Raw genomic sequence first — 26944 nt, forward strand, 5'->3', positions numbered from 1 at the left:
TGGTTATACGTAGTGATATAGATCATTGACAAAATAGATAAATTAACTTTTGAGTCCATACGTTGAGAAAATTTATTCCCAAAGATAAATATTCGTTACCAACCAGGGAAAAATACGAAATTTTTTTATTTTTACTGGACACTCAGTATATAGTAGTGTAATTTCTTAACAGATAAAAAAGTTACTTCCTAGCAAACCATCTCAGCAGAAAATAAGACTACTAGTAGGTTGAGACTAATCACTCATTGCTTTGATTTAAGCCGATGACAAACGATTCTTACACACGCACAATTACTGCATTAGCCTGGTGTCTTGCTTGGGGCGAAAAGCACAATCTCGTTCAAGATAAACTCACTACCTTGCATCAAATACAACAGGCGTTGCAAAAAGGGCAGGATGTGCCAGAAAGCATAAAATCTATTGTTCAACAGGCACAGCGACTTTACGAAATTCCTAAAGACTACACTCCCAAAACACTCAATGAGTTAAAAGAAAAAGAGGATTACTTAAAACTTTGGGAGGATAAAACGCGCATTGGCTTGGTTTATGGTGGTGCAACAAAGATTAAACAATATGTTTTTGAAGCGGCGAAATTACCTGATATTCGTGGTGCTTCAGCACTCCTTGACCGGATAAACTTGGTTGATTTACGCGCGTTTTTTGGTTATTATAATAAGCAAGATTCAAGTTTAGTTGAGAATATCGAGCAGTGGTTAGATACTAATTTTCCTAATTTAAGAAAAGCTTTAATTCCTGAATTAATTATTTATTCTACAGGTGGTAGTATTCTTGCATTTTGTCCGGCGGCATTTGTTGATGATTTAGCGAATGCTATTGAAAAACGCTATACCCATGAAACTTTAACAGCTAATTCCTGTGCAGTTGGCGATACTTTTAAGTTATTAGAATTTCGGTTTGGTTTGTTGCAAGACAAAATAGAAGATACTTTCTGGTTTGATAAGTACGAGAAGAACCAAGACAATCCGATAATTCGGGCTTATTTTGATCAATCAGAAGTTAACGATCCTTTTGAAAGGTTCCAAAATCGCAAGAACTTTAATGAACTGGTGGGAAAGTTAGCCAACCAATTCACACAAAGACGCAACGGTAATAAACTACCCCAAAAAGAACTAGCTAAAGAACGTCCAAGTCGCTGCTATCCACCGATATTTGAAACTCATCCATATCTGCAACGAGATGAAAGCGATCGCCGTTCTGCAATAATGAAGGTAGAGTTTCCAAATAGCCGTTTTTTGTCGGAACCTTTAGCACGAAAACGCTTGGTAGGAGAGATTGCTAAACGTGAAAGTTCTCGTGCTTGGTATGACAATGCTAACTTGGAATGGGAGCCTTTTGATATTCCTAGCTGGGTAAATAAGTTTAAGGAGTTTCTTAATGAAGGAGATAATCAACAATTAGCTAGTCGATATTATGGTGATGTTAATAAAAAGTTAGTAGAAGAAGCACGTTCTTTAAGAGAAATTGCATCAGCAAGCAATCCATCAGGATTTGTGGCTTATATCTACGCTGATGGTAACAATATGGGTGGCTATATTCGTCAGAAAATTAAAACACCACAAGACTATCGGCTTTTTAGTGAAGATATTTTTACTGCTACAGAGAAATCTGTTTACAAAGCTTTAGCTCAATATTTGCATCCTTATAAATATACACCTGATGCTAAATCTAGCAGAACTAACAAAGAAGCTGTTTTGATTCATCCTTTTGAAATTATTACTATTGGTGGTGATGATGTATTGCTAGTCGTTCCAGCAAATAAGGCTTTAGAAATTTCTAAAGCTATTGGTGATGAGTTTGAAGATATTTTGTGGAGAACTGGTCGTTATTCATTACAGCAGACAACACCTAATTTATTAGCTCATCGCTACACTACAGGTAATATACCACCAGCTTCTAAATGTCTGTTGAGTATGTCAACTGGGGTGTTAATCACAGCACAGGATACGCCAATTTATTATGCAGACAAGCTGGTAAGTCAACTATTAAAATCGGCTAAAAAATATGCGAAGGAATTAAAGAAAGACCACAAATATTATGGTGGAACAGTAGATTTTCTAGTTATGAAAGCTGTAACGATGATTTCGTCGAATATTAAGGAGTTTCGAGAGCAGGGATTAATCAAAAACAAAGATGGAGAATCCAAGTTAAAACTTTATGCTTCTCCTTACACGTTATATGAATTGGGAGGACTGTTAGAAACTGCTAAAGCATTTAAACAAGCCGAATTTCCGCGATCGCAACTTTACCAAATTCGCAGCTTATTAGAAAGAGGTAAGCGTACAGCTATCCTTAACTATCGCTATTTTCGGATTCGCTTGACAAATGAAACAGCTAAACAAGAATTAAAAGATAAATTTGAATTAGCTTGGTGTGATGCACTCACAAATAATGGAAACATAGCACCTTGGTTGTCTGATATTGCAAGTATTCGCCGCAATTTACTGCTGCTAATTTTCCTAGAAGCTTCACCTCCAGAAGAATTCCGATCGCACTATATAGTTCTAACTTTGCTAAAAAAATATACCTATGAAACTATTTGGCGAGAATTAGTTGATTTGTATCCATTTATTGCCGAAGCAGCAGATAATACCGATGAATCTATACAATCAACTGCACCAGAGGTAAGGCAATGATTTATTTAGACAACCTTTCTTCCGTTGAAACTGATACTATCCGACTTAACGCTGTAATTGATACTGGTTTGTGTGTGGGTGCTGGTGGTTCCTCTGGTTCATTAGCAGATAAACCCATTGTCCGCAATGCACAAGGACAACTCCTCATACCCGCCTCGCAAGTCAAAGGAAGATTGCGTCATGAATGCGAAAAGCTAGCGCGTAGTTTAGGGTGGCAAATCTTTTCAGCACCAGCCGCTAATTTACTTTGTCCCACAAAAGAACAGGTATTAAGTCAGTTTAGAAACGATTATCAAGTTTTCGGTTATAAAGGATATCACTGTTTTGTTTCTAAAATATTTGGCGATCCTATTTTACCTTCACGGGTGATTGTTGATGACTTAATTTGTTCTTTAGCAGCAGGAGATTTAGAAGAAGTTTTGCGTCCTGGTGTGACAATTAACCGCAAAAGACGTACCGCAGAGGAGAAGAAATTGTATTTATTAGAAACTTCTCCAGTCAATACTCAATTAATTTTTGAGGGAGATATTCATCTGTTACCAAATTGTCCCAATTATACCAAACCTTTGATAGTTGCAGCTTTACATCATATTCACGCCTTGGGTGGTAGCAAATCTGCGGGGTTAGGATGGTTGCATTGGGAGGGACTACCAACAATTTCTAGTGATGATGAAGTTTGGTTAAGTTTATTACCAAAGGCGGAATCATGACACGACTGGAATTAACTATCACAGCTTTATCTTCCCTCGCACCAGGACGACAAAAACCCGGTGGTTCGGTTAGCGAGGTGGAAAACTATATTTCTGGTTCGGTGTTGCGGGGTGCGATCGCTTCCCAAATTTTACAACTATCTGGTCAGCATTCAGCAAATTTGGCGGAAGATGGTGGTAATTTTCAAACTCTATTTTTAGGGGAGAATCCAGCGATTTTTGGGAATGCTTACCCCGCAGTTACGAAAATAGACAATAAATCGATAGCTGTAAATCATCAAATCAAGGTTTTACCTGCAACTGCTGTTAGTTCCAAAACCAATCCAGGCTTTACTTCTAGTCGCGGACATGGAGTTTTTGATACTCTCATTGATGCCTTTTGTGCAGCAGCCTATAATCAACCTTACGACCCCAGCGACCCAAAAGCGATCGCACAAGGAACAAACCCCCAAGTCGAAACTTACAATAGTTTTTACAGCAAAGTAAAAGATAAATATTACAGCCACGATGCAACCAGTCGCTTTTTAACACGAGTCGGAATTAATCGTCGTCGCGCTACCGCAGAAGAAGAAATCCTTTACAGTGTGCAAGTTTTGAATGAGTCTTTTTTGAAAAATACTAAGACAGATGAATGGGATAACGTCGTATTCCGCAGTTTTGTTGTTGTTCCTGATGAAACTTTGGCTGAAGCGTTTCAAAGATTCATCGAGAGAAATTCCTACAACTTCCGCATTGGTGGTTCGGCTTCCAGAGGTTTAGGTAAGGTCAAAATCGCAGTTAACGAAGGACAATCACTAGCTAAAAGCATTAAATCTCGAATTGAGGAGTTTAACAAAGCATTAAAAACTAGGTGGGGACTTTGGTCTGTTTTTGGTCAATCTCAAGGTGATTTGTTGGCAGATAGAACTTATTTCACCCTCGATTTGCAATCTGATGCTATTCTTAGCGAAAATTGGCAACTCACAACGGTAGTTTCAGCTGCTATGCTGAAAGATTTTGCCAAAGTTGATTCATTGCTGTTCATGCACGTTGCTTATAGCAGCTATGAATATCGTTCTGGCTGGAATTCTGCTTGGGGATTAATGAAAGATGTAGAACTTGTGACTAATAAAGGTTCTGTATACTTGTTCAGCACAACCGAACCAGAGAAATGGTATGCAGCATTAGAAATTATAGAAGCAAAAGGAATAGGCGATCGCACCTGTGAAGGTTTTGGACAGGTGGAAATTTGCAATGAATTTCATCAAGTTTTTCGAGAGGATGCAAAATGACTCAGATATTAGACCCCAAGGTAGCGCTAAAAGTACAAAAAGCAATTCGCCAAGCCGAAGATGATTTAGTAATTGCAATTGAAACCGCTTTAGATAATTGTGAATATAAGAAAGAGGATAAAAAATTGGAAGAATCGCAGTTTAATAATTTGCTGCGAGTCGCTGACACAACTGATAGTCCAGAAGTAATTAAAAATTTTATTTGTTATCAAGTTGGTAGAGATGAAAAATGGGGAAGAGGTAAAAATTCTCTTGCTGCTCAAATTATTCAAGATATCAACATTTCTTTAAAAATCAGAGCTAATGAAATTTTTACAGCTAATCCAGGCGCAGATTTAAAATATATATGGATACAACTTATTCGCCGCTATCTTGGTTACGGCTCACGTTATTTATTGTATCTTAATAAAATAAGAAAAGAGCAAAATTTATCCGTTGTTGAGCCTCGAAAAACTGAAGTAATGAGAGATGAAAAATAAAAATTATGTTTGATATTTTTAAAAATCGTTTGGAAATTACAGGAAAACTCTCTACAGTCACCGCATTACGGATTAGTGCTGGTCGTTCTACTGAGCCAATTGGGGCTGATTTACCTGTAATTAAAGACGCATTAGAACAACCATTGATTCCTGGTTCTAGCTTCAAAGGAGCATTGCGATCGCGTCTCGAAAGTTTCTTGCGAGGAATTGATATCAGTCTTGCTGAAGATCCTGCTAGTTTTACGAGTCCAACTCGCAATCAAATTATCAAAAAACTCAAAGAAGATTATCAAGATGATGCTATTTTAACTGATAAATTACTCAATGAAACTGATTTAATTTCTCATCTGTTCGGTTCACCTTGGATTGCTAGCAAATTTCAAGTGCGAGATTTAACAGTAGATGTTGATACATGGTTTGGACAATATCAAGAACGTGATGGTGTTGCAATTGACCGCGATACAGAAACAGCAGCAGAAGGAAAACTTTATAATTTTCAAGTAGTTCCATCTGGTACAAATTTTAATTTAAAAATAGTCGTCGAGAATGCAGAAAACTGGGAGCTAGGTTTACTGATGATTGGATTACATCAATTTGAAAGTGAACAAATACCACTAGGAGGCGGACGTTCTCGTGGTTTAGGGGTAGTGAGTTTAACAATCGATCAAATGCAGTGGTTTGAGACTAAAGGCGATTCCAGAAAGCTTTTGACTTATCTGCAAAATCAAGTCATGAAGAACATGAATGACTATCAATATTGTGAAGAAGAAATGGAAATACTCAAGCAAGGCTGGACAGAAGCTTTAATTCTTCACTTGAGAAACTTCATATCAAGTAATTCTACAATCTCAGCTAAGACTGAGTAAATTTAGCCATGCACAAGCGATTAGTTAACCACTGTACGATTGATTTCAGTATCATTCCCGTTGGGCCAATTTTAATTAAATCAGGAAAAGAAGGTGCAGACCCAACGAAACCAAACATGGAATTTGTGGAGACTTACCACGCGGGTGGACGTTCAGTTTACCTTCCTGGAAGTTCCCTCAAAGGTGCGATTCGCGCTCATGCTGAACGTATTGTACGCACTGTAGGAAGCGATAAACGTCCCACCTCAGACCCCAAATCAGATAAATTTGAACTTTGGGCTGATGACCCTTTAAAAAATGAAAATTACGAATATTTAAAGAAATTAGCACCTGCTGAAATCTACAAACAATCTTCTTTTACCGACCAAATATTTGGTAATACTAATATTGCTAGTCGTCTCCGCATTCAAGATGCTTATCCTGATACAACTAAACCTCTGAGAATTGAAGAGCGTAATGGAGTCGCAATTGACCGCGTTTTTGGTTCTGCTGTGCGAGGTGCATTATTTAACTACGAAGTTTGTACATTCGGAGATTTTCGCACAAAAATTCATCTGAAGAATTTCTCTTTAGCACAACTAGGTTTAATCGGTTTGGTATTGCGCGATTTAAATGACGGTTGGTTTGGTCTTGGTTTTGCCAAATCTCGCGGTATGGGTACAGTCGAATTACAATACCACTCGGCTGTAGTGCAATATCCTGGCTGTGAATTACGAGGTGATAAAATCTACGCTATTGGTAAAGAGTTAAATTGGCCAAATACTTACTTACTAGGCGCAGGAGCGTTTTTGCAAGGGAAAGAAGCAAACCCTTATAAATTTCCTATTGATGATAAACAAGATACCATAATCACTGCCGAAGAAATGTCTTATGGTTTTGGGGTGCAGTTAACTTGGAAAGGAGAAGATGAGAGGGGCATTCCAGATTTATTTGAACGCGCTGTTCGTCAATGGCGTAAGTTATTACCAAAAGGAGTTGGTGCATGAGTTTTGTGGGATATAAGCAAGTCTCATCTTTAGAAGAATTAAGAAACCTACTCACAGATTATTATCAGGAACGTAGTTATTATTTTTTGCGTTGGACGCATCAAGTTAGTGGCATTTTAGCTGATTTACCACCAGACTTTCCCAGTCCTGAAGGACAAATGTTTAATACAGAATTAGAGCTTCGGTGGAAGCAAAATAATGGCGGATATCAAGTGTTATTGCTCAGTCAAACTCAGCCAAAAACAGAATTAGAATTTACCCCTATTGGTAAGGATTGGAAAACTTGCGATCGCCATGCCTATTTATATGATCTAGATGAGACTAAATTCCCTAAAGGATTCATCTACCCTGAAAAACTTTCTTTAGGTCAACGCTATTTTCAAGATACTGAAACATCGACTATACGTTTTGTTGCTTTAACTATAAAAACATAGAACTCTAATATTTCAGATATATATGCCTAGAAATTATAACTTTATCTCTCTACCACAACACAAACCTGACAGATTAAACATTCTAGGAAATGAAGGAAAGGATAAATTTGGACACGATCAATATCAACTCAATAATCAACGTTTTAGCGGTAAACTTTTTTTAAGTTTAATAGTTGTTTCACCTGTATCTGTAAATTCAGGTATCACCGTTATGGGTAGCGATTTAGCCCAACAAACTTTAGATGCTACCTCAGCCAAATATGTTGCAACAATTAGTCTGATTCAATCTTCTGTACAACAAAATCAGCGACTTATCATTCCTGGCAGTTCTCTCAAAGGGGTTGTACGCTCAATATATGAAGCCATAACAAGAAGCTGTTTGTGTAAAACTAATGCTAAGGTTCCTGATGGCTACAGCGAGTGTAAAGATATCTCACAGCTTTGTCCGGCTTGCGTAACATTTGGTGCAATGAGTTGGTTGGGACTGGTACATTTTCATGATGCCAAATATGACCCTGATAACGATAAGCCAGGGTTCCAAACAGGATTGATTAATCCTTTGTTTTCTCCTAAACCTGAAGCTGTTGATTTAGAAACTGGTGAAAAGGTTTATTATGATAATAACAATAACATTCGTGGTCGCAAATTTTACCCACATTCTTATGAGGAAGAAGTAAAACCAACAATTCGCATCCAACAGGCAGAATTAGGTAAAAAGTTTACAACTTATGTGAGTTATGCGAACTTAACAAAAGCGCAATTAGGAACATTATTAATTGCTTTAGGTCAAGACCCAGAAAATCGACTAGGATTAAAAATAGGTAGCGGTAAAGCTGTGGGAATGGGAACTATGAAGATAGATGTAGTTCAAATCGAGCAATTAAACATTAATCGCTACTTATCTTATAATTCAAACTCCTTAGCTTTAGAAGGTGATAAATTACAGAGATTTATTTTAGACGTTATCAAATCCGCTAAACCTCAACCCGAACCTAAGCAATCGACAAATCAACCTAAAAAACCAATAAAGAAGTCTGCTAATCAAGCATTAGTACAGCTAAAACAATTAGAGGAATTAAAAGAAATATTAAATATATAAATATCCCCAATTCCTTAAATAATTCGGGGATCTGAGACTCACATAAATAGCTTGAGGATAATAACCAGTGCAAATTAAAGAATCTTTGCCAGAAGACCAAATGTGGAATACTGCTCATGATATCGCAAATAAGCTTGTTCAAGAACAACAGCAAATTGAACCAACTAAAGATGGTATTCGATCTGAGTTAAATAAAATTATTGCCTATCTTCGTACTACAATTAGTCAAAATCAAAATAATATAGGTGAGAATTTTTTCAAATATTTAAAAGCACTTGTTGATAACAGTAAAAGCCTAAAACGTAGTGATAAAACTCCAGATTATTATCGTAGCATTCAGAAAATTTGCACTCAACATCTGACAGCGATACAGTCAAATCCTGAAGCCATGCTAGAAGTCTTGGGGTGGTCATCTCGTCTATTCATAGCCGCTACGTTAGAAAATTTGGGCGAATCTGCCCAAACAAATCGGCAAATGGAAATCCAAACGGCTGCTAAATCTCAAAACTTGCAAGAAGGCGATGAAATAGAAGCCAACATAACAAAAATTAGTGGCAATAAAGTTACCTATCAATTATTAAATATTTTTTCTAAAACAGTAAAAGAGCCAAAATATTATACATCATTACAAATTGGGCAGACAGTCATAGTTGAAATCACTGAAATAGAAAATGGAGTTCCAAAGAAAATTAGATATATTAGACCTAAATAAATAACAAAACCTACAAATTATGTTGACCCTCTGCTACATAAGCTGAATCTGCAACAATCCCTATCAAAGTTACAGAAGTATTTGCAGCAACATAATAGTAATCAACTCGCGCTGCTAAATTCTTCACTTCTTCAGAAAATCCATCGATATAGATAACTAAAACAGTTGCTTTATCTAACCAGTTTAGTGCTAAGTCAATCTGATTTTTTACTTTCTCTTCTCGTTTGTTTCTAGCATCATCTTTTGATAATCCAGCAAAATCTTGTCCTTCAAGTAGCCGAGAATTAATCAAATCTAAGACAAAAATATCTCCAACTGGCTTCTTGGGTTTTCTCTTTTGATGCCAAAATCTAACTTTGGCAAAACCTCTAGTTCGCAACAGCTTACAATCATTGGGTTCTGTTGGATCATCACTCGGTAAGTAATAATCTACAGTTGTTGAACCGATTACCCTTTCGCGCTGCAAAGAACGCTTGACGCTCTCAACTTCAGACTGAACTAAATCTGCAATTTTGTTCTCTACTTCTCGGTTAATTAATTGACTAGCGACTTTCTTCGCATCATCTAAATTTTTACCCACAGCAAAAGCTAAAAATCCACCTAAAAAGGCAAATACTACTAAGGTAAATTGCATCGCTGCAACAAATCTGTTAAAGCTCTCACCTAGTTGACCGTTTGTAGCTTTGAGAAATTCTAACTGGCTTTTTAATAATTCAATGTCATTGAAGTTTTTCGTCGGGGCTGATAGCGGTGAAGATGTAGGGATAGGAGTTGGAGTTTGGGAAATAACCAAATCCCACAGGTGAGGTAAATCAATTGAGGGTAGCCAATCCATAGATATTTTGTTTATAGCAATTATTTATTTAATCATGCGCGATCGCATCACTCTACAAATCCAACTTTAACTAAAAGCGATCGCACAATCCACTCCAACTTTAACTAAATCCCGAATATATTTCCATCCCCGTGAGGGGTAATGATTTGAAAACTGGGAAGATATTTATACGTTTCCTATGTGCGCTTTGCAGGTTTCCATCCCCCTGAGGGGTAATGATTTGAAAACCCTACCCTTCTAGAACACTTGCTACGACTGGGTTTGAAAGTGCCATTTTCGCGGGTGGTCTGATTTTACTGTCAATAAGCATACTTTACTCACACTAGCCCCCCACTATAGGCATCTCAAAGTCTTACTCAGTAAGCGATTCGCGGGGGTCAACGAAATCATAAAGGTTTCAAGCATTGGCATACCCCCGCGAAAAATTTGCGTGTATAGGGTAAAAACCAACACTTTAACTTTCACCAAGAAACCCAATATTAATTTTTCAACGAAGAGGCAGGGGGCAGGGGGCAGGGAGCGGGGGGAAATGACCCCTGACTCCTGCCTAGTTTGCGGAGCGGAACATGTTCTTACGTCCCCCACTTCTGCTAAGTGGTTCTCGTATTGGAGGGGTCGAATCCCTTTTCTGTTCTATCCCCCTTGCTCCCTGCTCCCTGCCCCTTTTCCTCTTTTTCAAGGTTCCGCTTTCTTAAACAAGAGTATACCAAACTACTCCTCACTCTTCAAAGCGCGTCGTGCCAACTTGACATAAGTCTTCACCGTTTCATAAGGCATCTCTAAATCTTCTGCCACCACCTGCAATGACTCGCCCATTTCCCGCCGTGCTAAGATTGTCGCCCATTTTGAAGCTATTTCATCTGCGCGATCGCCACCCGTCCGCTTGCGTCGTGCTTTAAAAATCTGTGTTAAATCTTCAATGCGTTTCGCCAAGACAGTTTGCACATCAGGTATGTCTTGGATAACTTGAGATGACCAACCCAAACGTGTTTGTCCCAAGCCAAAGGTAGTTTTGTGACCAGTACCGCAGTAGGGTGCAAGTTTTCCTAAAGCGGAAAATAACTGCCCAAATTCTGGCTGTTTGGCTGCATCTTTAGCTAAACTCAACTCAATCGCCCCAGTGAATCCTGTGACTGCGCCTTTCTTCCCCGCCAATACCTTCGCGGTTGTTACTTGGCAACGAGTAATCAATATATAATCATCTACCCAAGCCAAAAAAGCATCCTGGTCAACAGACATCCCCGAAAAGTCATTCCAGCGCCGCAGGTAGCTATGAAATACATTCACTGGTACTGGTAGGGGAAAGTGATGACCTTTGCGGCGAAAACTTGTAGGACTGAGAAATTTCAGAGCGAAAGTCTCATTAAGCTCAGATTCTAGCAGTTGCTTATAAGTTGTGGTCGGATGGGCAATTTTGACAGAACGAATCTGCAAAGGGGCATTTTTTAATTCCAGCACCTCTGGCAAATTTTCTACCCATTGCGCCATCCACTGTTGCACTCGATGAGATAAAGCTGTGACATACCAACGATAAGAGGTGTTTGCAGATAGTTGTATTTGTCTACCGCTACTGATAATCTCTCCATTTAAAGCTGAGATAGTAAAAGGTTTCTCTGACTCGCCATCATGGAGGTAAGCTGAAAGTTCTGGGTCTGTAGAACCCACTTGTTGGAGAAACCAGGCGTGTAGTCCAATAGTGTACTGAGGGAAGAGGTCACAATCTTTTGCAGGGACTAACTCAAATTCTAAGCCGATTAACTCCGTGTCCGGCGGCCATGTAAGCGGAGATGGAGGGATATTTGGCTTTTCTTGAGAGCGTCGAGGCATAGTATTATTTGAGCCACAGTTTCTATATTTTATCTTTTTTTCATCCCCAGTCGGGGATAAAGCTGTGAGTCGTGCTACTGCAAGAGGGGGTCAAATCAGAGACAAAATAAAAATCCCTAGCAAACTGTTTGAGCGATCGCTGGGGATGATTAATGTTATTGTCATATAGCGGTTCCCATTCAGATCCGGTACAACATTATATCGCTAGGTGTAGGGGCACGGCACTGCCGTGCCCTAAAGGAGTGTACCTAACTAGGTCGAGAAACGCTATACCAGCTAACCAAGTCTTGCTTCATCACAATTACCCTCGAATGTCCCAATCAAAGAACTTTGGAGAATATAATTTTTAGCAATAATCGGGATAACTGATATTAACAAAGACGCAGGTGTTTAGATAAAGTCAATCAACTCAAAGCTTCATAATCGGGTAAATTTTGCACTCCTTGCACATCAAAAATAATCAAGAATTTGATATTTTTGATTGAATGTTGCAACACTTGTAAGTAAGCAACTGCATCATTACGGCGGCGAAACCGTGCAACAACATTAGACTGTTGAACACCAGAATTAACGCCAGCATTATCCAACAGTTGTTCGTTAGATAAAACGCGAACAATACACCACGGATGCAGTTGCTGAAAATAGGTCATAATAACCACCTTACAAATGCTGTAAAATACCCAAAACTCAGCTTTGAAATGACTATCATTACCGTAGGCTATGAGTATTTGCTAAGACAGAGCAAGATGCTATTGACAAATTACTTAAGTTGTGATCAATCTCGGCTATGATTCAAGATGGTTAAGGTGCAACCAGTCCAAAACCTGTTCAGGAATCTCCTCGAAATGTTCGAGAAAAAAATCCATCAAAGCCAGATGGAGTAAATCATTATGCGTGGGATAGCGTCGATTAGAACCATTTCTAAACCAGCCTCGAACTGTTGAATCCGAACGGGAACATATTAAGGCAATTAGTTCATAACTTACAGCCCATTTAGCATAAAATTGTGTTGGTGTCATACTAAACTCCCAATTGCTATAGAGTAAAATCAGATGTCGTTCGCGTGTGGTGATTCGACGAATATTAGACATAATAAAAAAGGAAAAAGGCAAAAGGCAAAAGGCAAAAGAAAGAGCAAATTCAAGGAATTGTCAAAAGTCAGAATTTATCAGGAGTCTAGTATGATTGATATATTCATTCATCAAATGCTCTCCTGAATTCTGACTCCTGACTTTGATTAGTGCGAATCTAAATGGGTAATGATGATGCTCATATCCTCCATATAACGCCAGTAAAACCGTTTCGCCATTGATGCAGAAGAACTCCAGAGTTCGCCATCTTTGCAACGATATCGATGGGTTCTTAAGCTGGGATATGTAGCCCCATTATTAGCGAAACATTCAAAAGCTTTATCGTATTGCTTGCGGTCTTTTGGGGATAATGAATCAAGTTTCTTTTGGGCTTTCGCAGCAAAAATCAAACGGAATTTGACAGCTTGAATGTGCATTCAAAAGTTTCCGAATGTCCAAACTTGACCGAAAGCGCAGAGATTTTTGCACAGGTGGAGCGCGTGCTTTTTTCCAAGTATTCATTTTGTGATAATTTGTGTGGGTAATACTTTGTCAGATGTTGCGCGATCTAAACTATAAATGCAGCGTCATCTACTACAAACTCAGGTTGCGTTCCCAATACTGCGACCTTGCAACGATTGTGTGCAGACATGGGGTAAAATCTAACTTGGTCTTCGCGTTTGTTAACGAGTCGGAAGAGGTATTTGGATAGGTTTTGGTACTGCTTTTCATCCAACACGCACTCGAAAACCGACTTTTGCACCCGCAAACCGTAAGCTTCTAGAAGTTTCGCCACTTTATTACGACGGGTATCGCTAACAATGTCGTAGCAAACTAAATAAAACATCAGAGGAAGTAAAAAGTAAAAAGTAAAAAGGCAAAAGAAAGAAGAAAAGAGAGAGTTGTGTTAAGTTGGATTGAATTCAAACTTAAAAGCTTGGAGTTTAAGCATTTTTTTCTTTTGAGCTTTAACTTTTTACCTTTTACTTTTCGGGTTGATGAATCAAGATATAACTGAGAGAACATTTGACTTTGCGGTTAGGATAGTTAGGTTGTGTCAGTCTTTGGAAGAAAAACCTGGAGTTCCACGCACATTAGCTAAACAATTACTCCGTTCAGGAACCTCAATTGGGGCTAATGTAGAAGAAGCAAGAGCAGGACAAAGCAAAGCGGATTTTATTAATAAAAATGCTATAGCGGTTCTCGAATGGGTGTAATACACTTTGACCTCTCTCCAAACCTCTCTCCTAAAAGGAGAGAGGCTTTGAATCTTGCTCCCCTTCCCTTGTAGGGAAGGGGTTGGGGGTTAGGTCTGTATTGCACTCAACAGAGAAGCGCTATATTGCTCTCAAAGAAGCTCGTGAAACTCAATATTGGTTACGCCTACTTGTTGCGACAGAAATTGTCTCACAAAATAAGCTCAATCAATTATTACAAGAGTCTGAGGAGTTGAACAGAATTTTGGGAGCTATCATTGTCAGCAGCAAGACAGGTAAAAAGTAAAAAGAAAGAAGGAGAAAGAATAAATCCGTAGATTACTACCAAAATTTATTCGTGAGGATTCTCTTTTAAATTTTGACTTCTAACTTTTGACTTTTTACTTCTGCTTCATCTTCCTCTTCTCTTTTGCCTTTTAACTTTTGACTTTTTACTTCACTTGCAGGACGAAACTTCAACGCTAGGGGACGGTAAAATTCTACATCTCCCAGTAAAGATGCAAGATATTCTCGTACCTGTAAGTCGAGACATTGACGATAACTTACTTCTCCAGCGTAAGGATGCAGTACAAAAGTTCGCAATTTTGCTTCCCAATATTGGAGAAAGTTTTGCAGAAGTTTCTGTGAGTGGCTTTTCCCATTCCCATTCCCATTGGTGTTAGTCAAATTGCGGAGAAAATTTAAAACCAAGTCATCGACAATAGGTGCGCGAAATTCTGCGGTAAAGTCCCATGCTAAGGGCACTTCATGATTACCATTGCGGTGTAAAATTGCATAGTCGGGGTTAAGTCCTACGGTATTCAGCAGTGTGTAAATATATTGATGCAGCAGTTGATTTCCCAGGTTTATTAGTTGGCTAATGCGCTTTGCAATTGTAGGCGAACATTCATTGTAGAAGGTGAGTAGAGAAGCAACGGCACCGTAATAAATATTATCAGCTTCTTCGCTGTATTCGTGCAGTTCGTCAATTCCTGGTGCTATTGGTAAGTTGTCCATCAACAGCGTCAAGTAATTTAATGCGCGTTGAGTTGTGTCATTAGCGTGGTGGGGAGTCCAACTTTGCAGAAAAGTATGTTGGTTGTGCAATTTTGCCCAGATAATACTTTCTGCTGTAGCGCGGTTAAATTCAATGTCGCGTGCGCGTCTACGTTGGTAGGTAAGATATTTTGCTTGTAGTTTAGATGGATTTTCTAGCCGTCCTAAATATTCACCGGTTTGGGTTAGATATAAGACGGGAATCTGATGTGAATGAACGATTTGAATGACTTCTTTGGGTAAACTGATATTACCAAAGATGATGAACTGACTGAGATTACGAATTGGAATACAGATCCGTTGATTTTGTTGATGAAACACCTTTAAATAACGGTGTTGAATTTGGAATGATACGTCTTGTTCGGTGATGTAAATGGTAGACATAAATTGAAGCCAACTAGGTTTAGTTGTAGGTCAGAAAGTTTTCTTTCCTTACCTATATTTCAATTTTGTCAGGTTGATATATGAGTTCGTATTTGCGTAAATGCTATTTTTATATGACTTCGTATATGGGTTATATGAGTTGCTAAAAAGGCATAAAAAAAGCCGGAGGTACTACCCCCGACTTAGTGGTAGGGTGTGTTATGCCGAAGGCTAACGCACCGTTTTTATGATCTATTGCGGTGCGTTAGGCTAACGCCATAACGCACCCTACATATACTAATGCGATCGCATTTTTTCTTCAGTCATTCCAGCATGACAAATCACTAATGCGATCGCAACGTCCTTTCAACTTTTCCATCCCCGTGAGGGGAAGTTGATGAAAAAGCGGTAGATCAGGGCGGGGATAAAGCACCAACTACGAGGTTTCCATCCCCGTGAGAGGAAGTTGATGAAAAAGAGCCGTCCAAAAAACAGCAAGTTCAAAGGCATCCTGCTAAGGTTTCCATCCCCGTGAGGGGAAGTTGATGAAAAAGTTTTGTCTAAGTTGAAATCTTTAGGAAGCATTAAAATGTTTCCATCCCCGTGAGGGGAAGTTGATGAAAAAGATTGGACATGCACAGGTTGTGATGGAGTATGGGCATGGTTTCCATCCCCGTGAGGGGAAGTTGATGAAAAAGCAATATGGCATTGGTTTGTGATAAATAATCTCTGAATAAAGTTTCCATCCCCGTGAGGGGAAGTTGATGAAAAAGTCGTTGGTGTTGAGTTAATTAGCTCCAACACCCAAAAAAGTTTCCATCCCCGTGAGGGGAAGTTGATGAAAAAGACCTTGCTCACGGGCTGACTGATGTGATAGCTAGGATTAGGTTTCCATCCCCGTGAGGGGAAGTTGATGAAAAAGGATTATAAGCTAACTCCCGCCTACGGGATGTGTGGAGTGTTTCCATCCCCGTGAGGGGAAGTTGATGAAAAAGCAAGATTTTGGAGAGCAGTTCAAGCTTTCTGATGAAGGTTTCCATCCCCGTGAGGGGAAGTTGATGAAAAAGTGAAGCTGTAATAACACCCGAAGCTTATGCAGCAGCTGAAGTTTCCATCCCCGTGAGGGGAAGTTGATGAAAAAGCAGCACAACAACAGCAGGGTTTGTTGGCAGCATATGATGTTTCCATCCCCGTGAGGGGAAGTTGATGAAAAAGGATTTAGATTTCAAAGCTGAACATTTTTCTACAACTCAAGTTTCCATCCCCGTGAGGGGAAGTTGATGAAAAAGTCTTTTGATACCATTTGCAGAAAACAAGGTGGAATCTTACGTTTCCATCCCCGTGAGGGGAAGTTGATGAAAAAGGCCACTCTTCTAGAAGCCTTATCACAATTGAGTTTGAGAGGGGTCAATCTGAGGGGGTTGTTTTTCCAGGTGAATACCTGAAAAATCCTGTCAATAAAACCGATTATGACGTGCCTCAAATGCTTACTCAGCAAGCTATCTGAGGGGGTCAACGAAAGAATCAGGGTTTCAGCTATTGCCTGACCCCCTCAGATGCTTATAAATTGCTAACAAATTGATAAGTTTATCAAATTGTTGCAACTTGATTAGAAACTTTAGGTTTTAACTTTATTAATTTTTCATGGTTCAGTAAATATAATAAGTAAGTGTATAGACATCTACTGAAAAAGTCAAGCTGAAGTCTAAAGTATAAAAATACTCCATATAATTTTTCTGTTCTTTACCGTGCTGAGTGCTGAGTACTTTTTACCGTACTCAGCACTCTTCATCTAATCCCCAGTCCCTTTTAAAGTTTCCAAATCATCGGTCGGTATAACTCCACTTGTCCCGTCAAACAAGCAATGTATTCCCTTACCTGTAATTCCAAACAACGGCGAAGGCTGACTTGATATCCTGTATGAGGATGCGTTAGCTCAGACTGCAATTTCTCTTCCCAATGTTTGAGAAACTTTTTTAAGGCGTGAGGTTGAAGATATACACCGCCTTTTTCATCTGGAGAAGTAAAATCTTCAGAAGTAAAAATCTTGGAATTAATTAAATAAGCTACAAGAGAATCAACCAGTTGGGCGCGAAATTCTTCCATTAAATCGCTGACTAAAGCTGGGTGGTTATCACGGGGAACATGAAGGTTGCCAAAGTGAGTGTGTAATCCGATTACTTGCACGAATGAGAATACATTTTGACTTAATAATGTATATCCCAAACTTAACAAGCTATTGACGGGATCTGTTGGCGGACGCTTGGTACGTTTCTCAAAGACAAACACTCCCGTAAACAGAGAACCCAAAGCTTGAAAGTATAAAGTCGCTGCTTTTCCTTCATATCCTCGCAGCGAATCCATACTTTCAGCAAAAGTTAACTTCTCTATCAATTCTGCAATTCCACTAATTGCTGTCGCAGCAATTTTCGAGGGATGGCGACGATTTAATTTTAAAAGTAATGCACGGGAATTATGCAACTTTGCCCGAACTATCGCTTCAGCTTGCTTTCTGGTAAATTCTGGATTTTGACAACGCTCAACCTGTAACATCAAATATTCAACCTTAGCATCACCTTCTACTTGCAACCTGCCAAAATACCTCCCCTTTTGTGACAAATACATAATCGGAATCCATCGCTGCAATGCCATACTCACCGCACCATGTGATACATTACAACAACCAAACAGCACAACATTGCTGACTCGACTGACTGGAACTTTAATCCGCAATTCACCTTGATAATAAACTTGAAATTGTTGATTTTTGACGCTCAAATAAGCACCTTGGTCGGTTATATATAAAGTAGTCATGGTTTCCTGCCAATAATGAGAAATTGATGCTTTCGGAAAATTGCTCGGCTTGTCAATACTGCAAGCTTTGGGAGGACGAGAAACTGGTTTCGCTGGTCTTGGTTTACTGCGAAAATAAGGTGTACCCGAATCATTAATTACCCATTCCCCAGCGCGTACAGGTTTGGGTGGCGGTGGTGCATAAACTTCACCGCCAGCAAAGCGATAACCTAAAAAAGTAAACTCATCCTTGGGAGTAAAAATCTGTGTCTTCTCTGGTTGTAGAGTTAAATAAACTTCTCCTAACCAAGCAGTAATTTTGTCAAGGATACGGTTTGCTTCTTGCCAAGTTTTACAAGCGATGACAAAATCATCCCCATACCGCACTAAATTAATTCCTTGACTGAGACATTTTCGATCAAAATTAGTCAGGTATAAATTTGCTAAAGCACCAGAAAGTATCCCACCTTGTAATACTCCTTTACCAAAGTTGCGATATTGTCCAGCAACGATGATTCCTGATTTCAGTTGTCCTTGCAGTAATTGCATTAGACTCGGTTCGAGTGATAATTCCTCCAATACAGTTAACAACAACGCCCAACAAAGATTATCAAAAAAATCGGCGATGTCGGCTTTGATAATCCATTTTGGTTGATACTGGTAGTATCCATATAAATGTTGTACTGCTTGGTGAATACTATGTCCGGGACGATAGGCATAGCTGCAATCAAGAAACGTATCTTCTAAGGGAAAATACAATTCATCGAGTAGTAAACGCTGGATAATTCTATCCCGCACGGTACAGATACCAATTAACCGCTTACTGCCGTTTTTTTTGGGTATGTAAAACCCTTTAGCAGGGCTTGCAGTGTAAGTTTCGTGGTGTAGTTGATATTCGAGCTTCTGTAATTGTTCGGTAGCCATTGACTCGAATAAGTCAACAGAAATACCATCAATCCCCGCAGTCTTACTTCCCGCACGGACTTGTAGCCATGCGAAATGGAGGTGTTCTTTGGTGAACATAATGACAAGTAAAAAGGTAAAAGTAAAAAGGTAAAAGAAAGTAAATATTAAGTAGGGTGTGTTACGGCTATGTCAGGATTTGAGCGTTAGAGAAATTATAAATTAGCCGTAACGCACCACAATCATGCGGTGCGTTACGCGTTGCTTTAACGCACCCTACAATTAAGATTTACTTCTTGCAGTACCTTTAACTTAATTGTTGCAGTGCCATATATGAGTTCGTGTATGAGTTATTGACTCTGGTATATGACTTCGTATATGACCAAAGAAGGCAAAAGTAAAAAGTTAAAAGGCACTCATCAAGAAAAATCAAAATAGTTATACAGCAGATTGCACGTAGGGGCACAACATGTTGTGCCCCTACCCGTGTACTTCAGTTACCTGAAATACGCTATAAGCCCTTAAATTTATTGATGGGGATTATCTTTTAAATTTTTACTTCGTAAATATGTATAATCTTCTTACTTTTAACTTTTACCTTTTTACTTTTTACTTTTTATGAGCAGGACTCTGGTTGCATCATCTGAAGGTGTGAAGCTGGCAAGAAAAGCCTTAAAAGCCAGAAATTTAACTCAAACAGATTTTGGTATAGAGGTAGGATTAGGTTACACAACTGTTAGTAATTTCTTCAACGGTAAACCGATATATCGCACAAATTTTCAAGAGATGTGCGTTTTTCTGGGCTTAGACTGGCAAGATATTGCTGCATTTGGTGAAGAAGCCGAACTTCAAGAACTCACACCCCTTGATAACCTTTGGCAACAACTTCAATTATTAAGCTCTCCTACTGAACAAATGGGGCTAGTCTTAGTAAAAGAGGAAACATTAGGTTGGGGTCAGAAAATACCGAGTCGTTATGAAAAGTCAGTCCAGGTAGGCAGTTATATTCGTTTTGAAGTCAACTTAGAGACTCCTGGATATTTACTACTGTTGCAAAAAGATACATCTGGACAACTATGGTGTTTTTGTCCCTCGTGTTTTGCTCCCCAGCCGCACTTGAATACAGGTAAGACAACTCTGCCTCAAGAAGGTTCACCAATGACGGCTTTTCCAGTAGAAGGCGAACCAGGTAAGGAGGAAATTATCGCAGTCGTTACCAAGGAAGTACCTGCATTAGACTGGTTACGGCAAGAGGATGATGAGGTTTTGTCACTAGAAGCAAGTCATCTTATAGAGTTACTAAAATACGTGACTGAACGCGGAGACTATCAACTTTGGTATACAGATTACATGGTTACTGCACGGTAAAAGACTTTCAATTAAAAAATACTAACTAAGCGAAACGGGCGGTTAGAAACCGCGTCTACACAAACAAAACCCACCTCCGTGGGTTTCAAAACTTTGATTTGACCTTAGTCCGCCTCCGCGGACTAAGCCTGTGTAGCCGCGAATTCCATTCGCCAGGGCTTAAGCTGAAACTCCTTTAAAACCTCGTTTCCAGCCTGAGGCTGGAAATGCTGCTCCTGGTGGCTCTGCCGCCAGCAAGCGAGGCGGAGCCTCTAGGACGGCATTCCCAGTCGGAGACTGGGAACGAGACAACGAGACAATTTATTACACACTTGTGCAAATAGAACTCGCATCTACAAAGACAAAACCGCCTACGCGGGTTTAAAATCTTTAATTTTGTGTAGTTAAAAATTGTGAAGTAGGTTGACTTTAATAGTTTTTTTTCATACTATCTATACTGAAGCATTACTGAACCATGAAAAATCAATAAAGTCTAAACCCAGCGTTTCCAGTTACTCTCAATCATTTGGCAAACTTATAAGTTGCCATTGAATGATAAGCATCTGAGGGGGTCAGGCAAAGGCTGAAACCCTTATTCTTTCGTTGACCCCCTCAGATAGCTTGCTGAGTAAGCATTTGAGATGTGTTCAAGTTGATACTATTGAGAGTCTTTATCAACTATTCACGGTTGAAAATGACCCCCTCAGATTGACCTATCTCAAATTCAATCTTGATAAGGCTTCTGAATGGGTAGGGTTTTAATTCCTTTACCCCTCACGGGGATGGAAACTAGTACCGTTAGAACTTACAACCGCTGTCGCATTACTGGGTTTTAATTCCTTTACCCCTCACGGGGATGGAAACATGAGTGATCCCAATTGTACTTAAGCCAGACTAAAATGTTTTAATTCCTTTACCCCTCACGGGGATGGAAACTAGTCTTCAGAATCGTATTCAAAGCCACATCCAGGAGTTTTAATTCCTTTACCCCTCACGGGGATGGAAACGTAAGGGTTTAGCATTGCTAAACCCCTACAACAGATGTGGTTTTAATTCCTTTACCCCTCACGGGGATGGAAACAGAAAGCAACTGTGGAAAGGGCGATAGCGGTGATAGCGTTTTAATTCCTTTACCCCTCACGGGGATGGAAACTTTCAGCTCCGGTCGTTTGATCAGAAGACTGCATAGTAGGTTTTAATTCCTTTACCCCTCACGGGGATGGAAACCTTAACATCTACATTTGTCACTCCTGCATTTTCAAGTTTTAATTCCTTTACCCCTCACGGGGATGGAAACACTTTCAGGTGAATATGGAGCAAAAGTAGAATTATTGTTTTAATTCCTTTACCCCTCACGGGGATGGAAACATTCTGGAAGTTTGAATATCCATTGTAAACTCCGTGTTTTAATTCCTTTACCCCTCACGGGGATGGAAACAAGGCATCAAGAAAATGCTCTTTCACAGCGAGAGAATCGTTTTAATTCCTTTACCCCTCACGGGGATGGAAACTGGTACACCCCAACCAGGTACGGTTTGAGGGTTTATATCCTGTTTTAATTCCTTTACCCCTCACGGGGATGGAAACTTTAATTGCTTCTGTTCAAAGCCTTCCACAAGGATTTGTTTTAATTCCTTTACCCCTCACGGGGATGGAAACACTCCCCTATCCCCTTTTTCCGCACTTTTATAAGATACACGTTTTAATTCCTTTACCCCTCACGGGGATGGAAACAATTACTTCAAGAATCTTTTCTTGCGCTATTTCGGTTTGTTTTAATTCCTTTACCCCTCACGGGGATGGAAACAAAAAGATTAATTTTCTGTCCATCATCAAGCAAAAGTTTTAATTCCTTTACCCCTCACGGGGATGGAAACAGTTCGGTTAGTTTAGCGGCCACCAAGGGAATCAGTGGTTTTAATTCCTTTACCCCTCACGGGGATGGAAACTTTATGCTATTCACAGTTAGAGGCTGAGACATAGAGTTTTAATTCCTTTACCCCTCACGGGGATGGAAACTGTTGAACCATTTTTTCGCATCCTGGCCGGTGGTTAGGGTCGTTTTAATTCCTTTACCCCTCACGGGGATGGAAACAAAAGAATTGCAGATGCCGTTCTTCTGCAGTGTATTTTGGTTTTAATTCCTTTACCCCTCACGGGGATGGAAACCGATGGAGAACAGTCATCACGGTCATCCCAAACCCTTGGTTTTAATTCCTTTACCCCTCACGGGGATGGAAACTGTTGCGGCTGTTGCGCGGGCCGCTGTGGACTCACAACATTGGTTTTAATTCCTTTACCCCTCAAGGGGATGGAAACTGCCCTTTTATCATTTGAAAGAACCCAACCTTCTTCTCGTTTTAATTCCTTTACCCCTCACGGGGATGGAAACTCGCTTTTGAACAATTTTAGGTAAAATAAGTAATTGATTGAAAAGTCAAAACTAAAAAATATACCAGCATCTGGAACTAGCAGATGAAAAAACTCTTAGAAAAATTAAATCAACTTAACTTACAGGTTGTGCAACTTGCTGGACAAGGAAACTTCAAGCAAGCAATAATTATTGCCCAAGAAGCTGTCAACTTAGGGTCAAGCCAGCAGCTAACTGAGCATTCAGAATATTGTGATAGCTTGAATAACTTAGCAGAATTATATCGAATACAAGGATGTTATTTAGAAGCCAATCCCTTGTATTTACAAGCATTAACTATTAGAAAAAGTCTCTTAGGTTCAGAACATCCTGATGTTGCACAATCTTTAAATAATCTGGCAGTACTCTACCATTCACAAGGGAATTACTCACAAGCCGAAAAATATTTTTTAGAATCACTGGAACTTTGGAAAAGTATTTTTGGAGCCGAACATTTTCAAATTGCGACTAATTTAAATAATCTGGCAGAAATTTATCGAGAACAAAGAAAATATCTCAAAGCTGAACAAGTACATTTAGAAGTTTTAGGAATGCGAAAACGTCTGTTTGGCGATGAACACCCAGATATTGCTCAAACTTTGACTAATTTAGGAGCGATTTACACATCCCTTGGACGTTATAAAGATGCAGAAAAAATGCACTTAGAAACCTTGGCGATGAAAAGACGCTTATTTGAAGAGTTACATCCTGATATTACTATTAGCCTGAATAATTTGGCCAGATTGTACGATGTTCAAGGACGTTATCTCGAAGCAGAACAACTCCATTTAGTTGTTTTAGACAGATGGAAAGAAATATTAGGTTCAGAACATCCATACATCGCATCTACCTTCAGTAATCTGGGGGGAACTTATCAAGAACAGGGGCGTTACCTAGAATCAGAGCAAAAATATCTAGAAGCCTTAGCGATGAGAAAACGCTTACTAGGTGATGAACATCCTGATATTGCTAGCGGCTTGGATAATTTAGCAGAACTTTATCTAATTCAAGGGCGTTATTTATCAGCTGAACAAAAGGCTCTGGAAGCTTATTCTTTGAGAAAACAACTGTTCAGTTCTGAGCAATTCGATATTGTTAATAGCCTAAAAACTCTGGCATTGATTTACACTTACCAAGGGCGATACTTAGAAGCGGAAAAACTATATTTAGAAGTATTCCCAATCCTGGAAAGCTCACTTGGAAAAGAGCATCCCGTAATTGCCAGTACTTTAAACAATCTGGCTGGACTTTATGAACAACAAGGCAATTATTCTCAAGCCGAACAAAAATATTTATCAGCTCTAGAAATTCAAAAAAATCTCTTAGGTAATGAGCATCCTGATATTGCCTTGACTTTCAACCAGATAGCAGTTATTTATCGGTTACAAGGACGATATTCTGAATCGGAACAACTGCATCTAGAATCTTTGGCAATGACCAAAAATCTTTTAGGAGAACAACATCCATTCGTAGCAGCAATTATTAATAATTTAGCAGCATTATATCATGCTCAATTTAAATATCAAGAAGCAGAATCATTACTTTTATCAGCCTTGGCTATTGTTAAAAGCGCCTTTGGTGACGAACACCCACAAGTAGCAAGTACGATGAATAATTTAGCGGTTATTTATGACTTTCAAGGGCGTTATCAACAAGCAGAAGAACTCCATTTAGAAACATTGAGACTGAGAAAGTCATTACTAGGAGAAGAACACCCACAAATCGCTAATAGTCTGAATAATCTGGGAGAGTTATACTTTTCGCTGGGGCGCTATGAAGAAGCACAACAGAAGTATGTAGAAACTTTAGCAATGAGAAAACGCCTGTTGGGAAATGAACATCCTGATGTTGCATTTAGCTTAAATAATCTTGCAACGGTGTTAGCTGCGATTAACCGCCCAGATGAAGCTTTATCTCATCGCATCCAAGCCAGTAACATAAATGATCAGATTATTCGTAATATATTTGCTTTTAGTTCCGAAAGCGATCGCCTGGCCTTTCTGCAAAAAATTCGCAATAACTTTGACTTATTTCTCTCCCTAGTCTACAACCATCTTTCTAACTCCGAAAATGCGATGTCTGCGGCGTTAGATTTTGTCCTGAAACGCAAAGCCCTAACTGCTGCATCCCTGGCGGCGCATAATGAAGCCCTTTATAGCGAACGCTATTCTCACTTGCAAGAAAAATTTCGTCAACTGGGTGACTTGAGTGCCCAGTTAATCAACCTCACTTATTCTCCTCCTCAAAACAGTGATTTCACTAGCTACCAGAAAAAATTAGCACAACTACAGGCACAACATAATAACCTCCAAAAACAACTGGCATCTCAAGTACCAGAAATTCAGTTATTTGAACAACCTGCTAATCGTCATACTGTGGCATCAGCGTTACCAGCAGATTCGATTTTAGTTGAATTTGTGCGCTTCGATGTATTCGATTTTCATGCAGTTTCAGGCAATGGTGATACACAATTACAACCTGCTCGTTATCTAGCATTTGTCTTACCTTCCGGGGAACCAGATGCGGTGCAGATGATAGATTTAGGGTCAGCCCAAATCATTGATGAGTTAATTTGGGAATTTCGCTTGCAAGCATCCGACTATACCAAGCAAACTCTAGCATGGGGAAAAGATCCTCGCTTACCAAAGTTACCAATTAAACCATATAACCCAGCCCCAGCCATCCAACTCAGTCAGGTGCTTATTAAGCCTATTTATAATGCGATAAAAGGCTGCAAACATCTAATATTTGCACCGGATGGCAACTTGAACTTACTACCTTTTCAAACATTACCCAGCGATGAGACTAACACACATTTACTGATAGATGAGTTTATCATCAGTTATCTGGGTGTGGGGCGGGATATTCTGCGCTCTCAAATTCCCAATCAGCGGAGAGCTTCAGCATCTATAGTAATTGCTGACCCAGATTTTGATTTGGCTAGCGAACAAAGTGATATAAATCCTGCAACTCTCAAACAGAGTCACTTGATAATCCCAAAGCAGCAACCCTCAAACGCAGAATTGCTCGAAACTCTTGATGGTGAAATTTTGTCCCGCACAGTTGGTACAAGGTTTCTCGGTGAAAGTGTGGCCAAAAAGCTAGCAGATGCACGGCTATATGTGGGAGCAGAAGCACTTGAAACTCACCTAGTCACCAGCAAGTGTCCCCAAATTATGCTCATTGCAACTCATGGTTTATTTTTAACCGACTCGCCGCAAGCATCGCTTAACATAAAGCGGTTGCAAATGTCAAAAGTAGAAAACCCGATGATGCGCTCTGGGCTTGCTCTGGCAGGTGCTAATACATGGCTTTCTGGAGGTACTTTACCTTCTGAAGCAGGTAAAGGCTTTGTTTTCGCCCAGGATATCGCATCTTTAGACCTATGGGCAAATGAACTGACTGTATTATCTGCCTGTGATACCGCCAGAGGAGACATAAAGATTGGTGAAGGTGTGTTTGGGTTGCGGCGTGCTTTTGCCGTTGCAGGTTCAAAAACACTCGTGATGAGCCTGTGGAAAGTGCCTGATAAAGCTACTGCTCTGCTGATGGAGCATTTTTTTGACAACTTGCAGCTCGATATGGGGCGTGCAGAAGCTTTACAAAATGCCCAGAATTATATACGTAAAATCACGGTAAAAGAACTGCGGCAGTCTGCCTTGGGTATGGAAGTGCTGAAAGAACTTTTAAAAGTAAATGATTTCTCATCAAACACCAGAATTGATTGTCAAGAAGAAGACACACCGCTTCAGTATCCGTTTTATTGGGGAGCATGGATCTGTCAGGGAAGGACAGATCCGTTAGTCGGTACAGGAATTTTCAACTAGCGCGATCGCAGTGGTTAGGAGCCAAGTCAAATAACATAGTTTGTTGAGGTGGCAAAATTTCTCTAACAACTTGTTGACACAAACAGATTTAACTGAAGATGACCAG

At 39.5% G+C, this 26944-nt stretch carries 22 protein-coding genes and 2 CRISPR repeat arrays; of the genes, 13 read left to right on the top strand and 9 right to left on the bottom strand.

Annotation, left to right across the window (positions count from 1 at the left end; genetic code table 11):
- The first annotated feature begins 263 nt into the window (after positions 1-263).
- The 9 genes from cas10 (at position 264) to V7K97_RS12020 (ending at position 9211) form a co-directional block, all read left to right on the top strand.
- A complete protein-coding gene (gene cas10, locus V7K97_RS11980) occupies positions 264-2654 on the top strand; it encodes a type III-B CRISPR-associated protein Cas10/Cmr2 (RefSeq protein ID WP_334801151.1) in 2391 nt (796 codons plus the stop codon).
- A complete protein-coding gene (locus tag V7K97_RS11985; protein ID WP_334801152.1) occupies positions 2651-3364 on the top strand; it encodes an RAMP superfamily CRISPR-associated protein in 714 nt (237 codons plus the stop codon). The genes cas10 and V7K97_RS11985 overlap by 4 nt, the downstream gene beginning before the upstream one ends.
- Positions 3361-4635: a type III-D CRISPR-associated RAMP protein Csx10 gene (gene csx10 / locus V7K97_RS11990; protein WP_334801153.1), complete on the top strand. Its 1275-nt coding sequence runs from the start codon at positions 3361-3363 to the stop codon at positions 4633-4635. Before V7K97_RS11985 ends, csx10 begins: the two co-directional genes overlap by 4 nt.
- On the top strand, positions 4632-5114 hold the full coding sequence (locus V7K97_RS11995) for a hypothetical protein (protein WP_334801154.1): 483 nt from the start codon (positions 4632-4634) through the stop codon (positions 5112-5114). Before csx10 ends, V7K97_RS11995 begins: the two co-directional genes overlap by 4 nt.
- 5 nt (positions 5115-5119) lie before the next feature.
- Positions 5120-5980 (top strand): type III CRISPR-associated RAMP protein Csx7, encoded by an 861-nt coding sequence (csx7, locus tag V7K97_RS12000; protein WP_334801155.1) that lies wholly within the window; start codon positions 5120-5122, stop codon positions 5978-5980.
- An 8-nt stretch (positions 5981-5988) separates the two neighbouring features.
- Positions 5989-6966: an RAMP superfamily CRISPR-associated protein gene (locus V7K97_RS12005; RefSeq protein ID WP_334801157.1), complete on the top strand. Its 978-nt coding sequence runs from the start codon at positions 5989-5991 to the stop codon at positions 6964-6966.
- The gene (locus V7K97_RS12010; RefSeq protein ID WP_334801158.1) at positions 6963-7400 is read left to right on the top strand and encodes a hypothetical protein; all 438 of its coding nucleotides are present in this window, start codon (positions 6963-6965) and stop codon (positions 7398-7400) included. Before V7K97_RS12005 ends, V7K97_RS12010 begins: the two co-directional genes overlap by 4 nt.
- Positions 7401-7422: 22 nt before the next feature.
- Positions 7423-8499, top strand: a complete 1077-nt coding sequence (locus tag V7K97_RS12015) for an RAMP superfamily CRISPR-associated protein (protein WP_334801160.1) — start codon at positions 7423-7425, stop codon at positions 8497-8499.
- Positions 8500-8566: 67 nt separating this feature from the next.
- Positions 8567-9211, top strand: coding sequence for a hypothetical protein (locus V7K97_RS12020; protein WP_334801162.1), 645 nt, complete (start codon positions 8567-8569; stop codon positions 9209-9211).
- A gap of 10 nt (positions 9212-9221) precedes the next feature.
- Here the strand turns inward: V7K97_RS12020 and V7K97_RS12025 are convergent, their stop codons facing one another.
- The 6 genes from V7K97_RS12025 to cas2 form a co-directional block, all read right to left on the bottom strand.
- Entirely contained in the window at positions 9222-10046 is an 825-nt protein-coding gene (locus V7K97_RS12025; protein ID WP_334801163.1) for a hypothetical protein, read from the bottom strand.
- A gap of 711 nt (positions 10047-10757) precedes the next feature.
- A complete protein-coding gene (gene cas6 / locus V7K97_RS12030; protein ID WP_334801164.1) occupies positions 10758-11873 on the bottom strand; it encodes a CRISPR-associated endoribonuclease Cas6 in 1116 nt (371 codons plus the stop codon).
- Between the two features lie 404 nt (positions 11874-12277).
- Positions 12278-12523 carry a hypothetical protein gene (locus V7K97_RS12035; RefSeq protein WP_334801165.1) on the bottom strand — a complete coding sequence of 82 codons (246 nt, stop codon included), beginning with the start codon at positions 12521-12523 and terminating at the stop codon, positions 12278-12280.
- A gap of 135 nt (positions 12524-12658) precedes the next feature.
- The gene (locus V7K97_RS12040; protein WP_181927114.1) at positions 12659-12964 is read right to left on the bottom strand and encodes a hypothetical protein; all 306 of its coding nucleotides are present in this window, start codon (positions 12962-12964) and stop codon (positions 12659-12661) included.
- Positions 12965-13110: 146 nt separating this feature from the next.
- Entirely contained in the window at positions 13111-13380 is a 270-nt protein-coding gene (locus V7K97_RS12045) for a hypothetical protein (RefSeq protein WP_334801167.1), read from the bottom strand.
- 131 nt (positions 13381-13511) lie between these two features.
- On the bottom strand, positions 13512-13790 hold the full coding sequence (gene cas2 / locus V7K97_RS12050; protein WP_104898458.1) for a CRISPR-associated endonuclease Cas2: 279 nt from the start codon (positions 13788-13790) through the stop codon (positions 13512-13514).
- A gap of 151 nt (positions 13791-13941) precedes the next feature.
- Between cas2 and V7K97_RS12055 the strand changes: the two genes are divergently transcribed.
- The gene (locus V7K97_RS12055) at positions 13942-14160 is read left to right on the top strand and encodes a four helix bundle protein (RefSeq protein ID WP_334801168.1); all 219 of its coding nucleotides are present in this window, start codon (positions 13942-13944) and stop codon (positions 14158-14160) included.
- A gap of 100 nt (positions 14161-14260) precedes the next feature.
- The gene (locus tag V7K97_RS12060; RefSeq protein ID WP_334801169.1) at positions 14261-14446 is read left to right on the top strand and encodes a four helix bundle protein; all 186 of its coding nucleotides are present in this window, start codon (positions 14261-14263) and stop codon (positions 14444-14446) included.
- 65 nt (positions 14447-14511) lie between these two features.
- On the opposite strand, the gene cas1 (V7K97_RS12065) is transcribed toward V7K97_RS12060, so the two are convergent.
- Both cas1 (V7K97_RS12065) and cas1 (V7K97_RS12070) read right to left on the bottom strand, forming a co-directional pair.
- The gene (gene cas1, locus V7K97_RS12065; RefSeq protein ID WP_334801170.1) at positions 14512-15579 is read right to left on the bottom strand and encodes a CRISPR-associated endonuclease Cas1; all 1068 of its coding nucleotides are present in this window, start codon (positions 15577-15579) and stop codon (positions 14512-14514) included.
- A 350-nt stretch (positions 15580-15929) separates the two neighbouring features.
- A CRISPR array of direct repeats spans positions 15930-16922; the repeat unit is 35 nt; unit sequence GTTTCCATCCCCGTGAGGGGAAGTTGATGAAAAAG.
- A 445-nt stretch (positions 16923-17367) separates the two neighbouring features.
- Positions 17368-19374, bottom strand: coding sequence for a CRISPR-associated endonuclease Cas1 (gene cas1 / locus V7K97_RS12070; protein WP_334801172.1), 2007 nt, complete (start codon positions 19372-19374; stop codon positions 17368-17370).
- A gap of 498 nt (positions 19375-19872) precedes the next feature.
- On the opposite strand from cas1 (V7K97_RS12070), the gene V7K97_RS12075 reads away from it, so the two are divergent.
- Complete coding sequence (locus V7K97_RS12075; protein WP_334801173.1) at positions 19873-20622, top strand: DUF4384 domain-containing protein; 750 nt, start codon at positions 19873-19875, stop codon at positions 20620-20622.
- Between the two features lie 159 nt (positions 20623-20781).
- Here the strand turns inward: V7K97_RS12075 and V7K97_RS12080 are convergent, their stop codons facing one another.
- Positions 20782-20913, bottom strand: a complete 132-nt coding sequence (locus V7K97_RS12080) for a hypothetical protein (protein ID WP_334801174.1) — start codon at positions 20911-20913, stop codon at positions 20782-20784.
- Positions 20914-21356: 443 nt separating this feature from the next.
- Positions 21357-22993: direct repeats of the CRISPR family, unit length 35 nt; unit sequence GTTTTAATTCCTTTACCCCTCACGGGGATGGAAAC.
- Between the two features lie 83 nt (positions 22994-23076).
- Between V7K97_RS12080 and V7K97_RS12085 the strand changes: the two genes are divergently transcribed.
- A complete protein-coding gene (locus tag V7K97_RS12085) occupies positions 23077-26838 on the top strand; it encodes a CHAT domain-containing tetratricopeptide repeat protein (protein WP_334801176.1) in 3762 nt (1253 codons plus the stop codon).
- Positions 26839-26944 lie beyond the last annotated feature (106 nt).

The organism is Nostoc sp., from assembly GCF_036917815.1.
Taxonomy (GTDB): Bacteria; Cyanobacteriota; Cyanobacteriia; order Cyanobacteriales; family Nostocaceae; genus Nostoc.

Bases quoted from the DNA above. Each gene is read 5' to 3' on its own strand.
- V7K97_RS12015 (WP_334801160.1), top strand. From the start codon at position 7,423: ATGCCTAGAAATTATAACTTTATCTCTCTACCACAACACAAACCTGAC.
- V7K97_RS12045 (WP_334801167.1), bottom strand. From the start codon at position 13,380: ATGCACATTCAAGCTGTCAAATTCCGTTTGATTTTTGCTGCGAAAGCC.
- V7K97_RS12040 (WP_181927114.1), bottom strand. From the start codon at position 12,964: ATGTCTAATATTCGTCGAATCACCACACGCGAACGACATCTGATTTTA.
- cas1 (WP_334801170.1), bottom strand. From the start codon at position 15,579: ATGTCTACCATTTACATCACCGAACAAGACGTATCATTCCAAATTCAA.
- cas2 (WP_104898458.1), bottom strand. From the start codon at position 13,790: ATGTTTTATTTAGTTTGCTACGACATTGTTAGCGATACCCGTCGTAAT.
- V7K97_RS12035 (WP_334801165.1), bottom strand. From the start codon at position 12,523: ATGACCTATTTTCAGCAACTGCATCCGTGGTGTATTGTTCGCGTTTTA.
- cas6 (WP_334801164.1), bottom strand. From the start codon at position 11,873: ATGCCTCGACGCTCTCAAGAAAAGCCAAATATCCCTCCATCTCCGCTT.
- V7K97_RS12055 (WP_334801168.1), top strand. From the start codon at position 13,942: ATGAATCAAGATATAACTGAGAGAACATTTGACTTTGCGGTTAGGATA.
- V7K97_RS12025 (WP_334801163.1), bottom strand. From the start codon at position 10,046: ATGGATTGGCTACCCTCAATTGATTTACCTCACCTGTGGGATTTGGTT.
- V7K97_RS11995 (WP_334801154.1), top strand. From the start codon at position 4,632: ATGACTCAGATATTAGACCCCAAGGTAGCGCTAAAAGTACAAAAAGCA.
- V7K97_RS12085 (WP_334801176.1), top strand. From the start codon at position 23,077: ATGAAAAAACTCTTAGAAAAATTAAATCAACTTAACTTACAGGTTGTG.
- V7K97_RS12075 (WP_334801173.1), top strand. From the start codon at position 19,873: ATGAGCAGGACTCTGGTTGCATCATCTGAAGGTGTGAAGCTGGCAAGA.
- csx7 (WP_334801155.1), top strand. From the start codon at position 5,120: ATGTTTGATATTTTTAAAAATCGTTTGGAAATTACAGGAAAACTCTCT.
- V7K97_RS12005 (WP_334801157.1), top strand. From the start codon at position 5,989: ATGCACAAGCGATTAGTTAACCACTGTACGATTGATTTCAGTATCATT.
- V7K97_RS12010 (WP_334801158.1), top strand. From the start codon at position 6,963: ATGAGTTTTGTGGGATATAAGCAAGTCTCATCTTTAGAAGAATTAAGA.
- V7K97_RS11985 (WP_334801152.1), top strand. From the start codon at position 2,651: ATGATTTATTTAGACAACCTTTCTTCCGTTGAAACTGATACTATCCGA.
- csx10 (WP_334801153.1), top strand. From the start codon at position 3,361: ATGACACGACTGGAATTAACTATCACAGCTTTATCTTCCCTCGCACCA.
- cas10 (WP_334801151.1), top strand. From the start codon at position 264: ATGACAAACGATTCTTACACACGCACAATTACTGCATTAGCCTGGTGT.
- cas1 (WP_334801172.1), bottom strand. From the start codon at position 19,374: ATGTTCACCAAAGAACACCTCCATTTCGCATGGCTACAAGTCCGTGCG.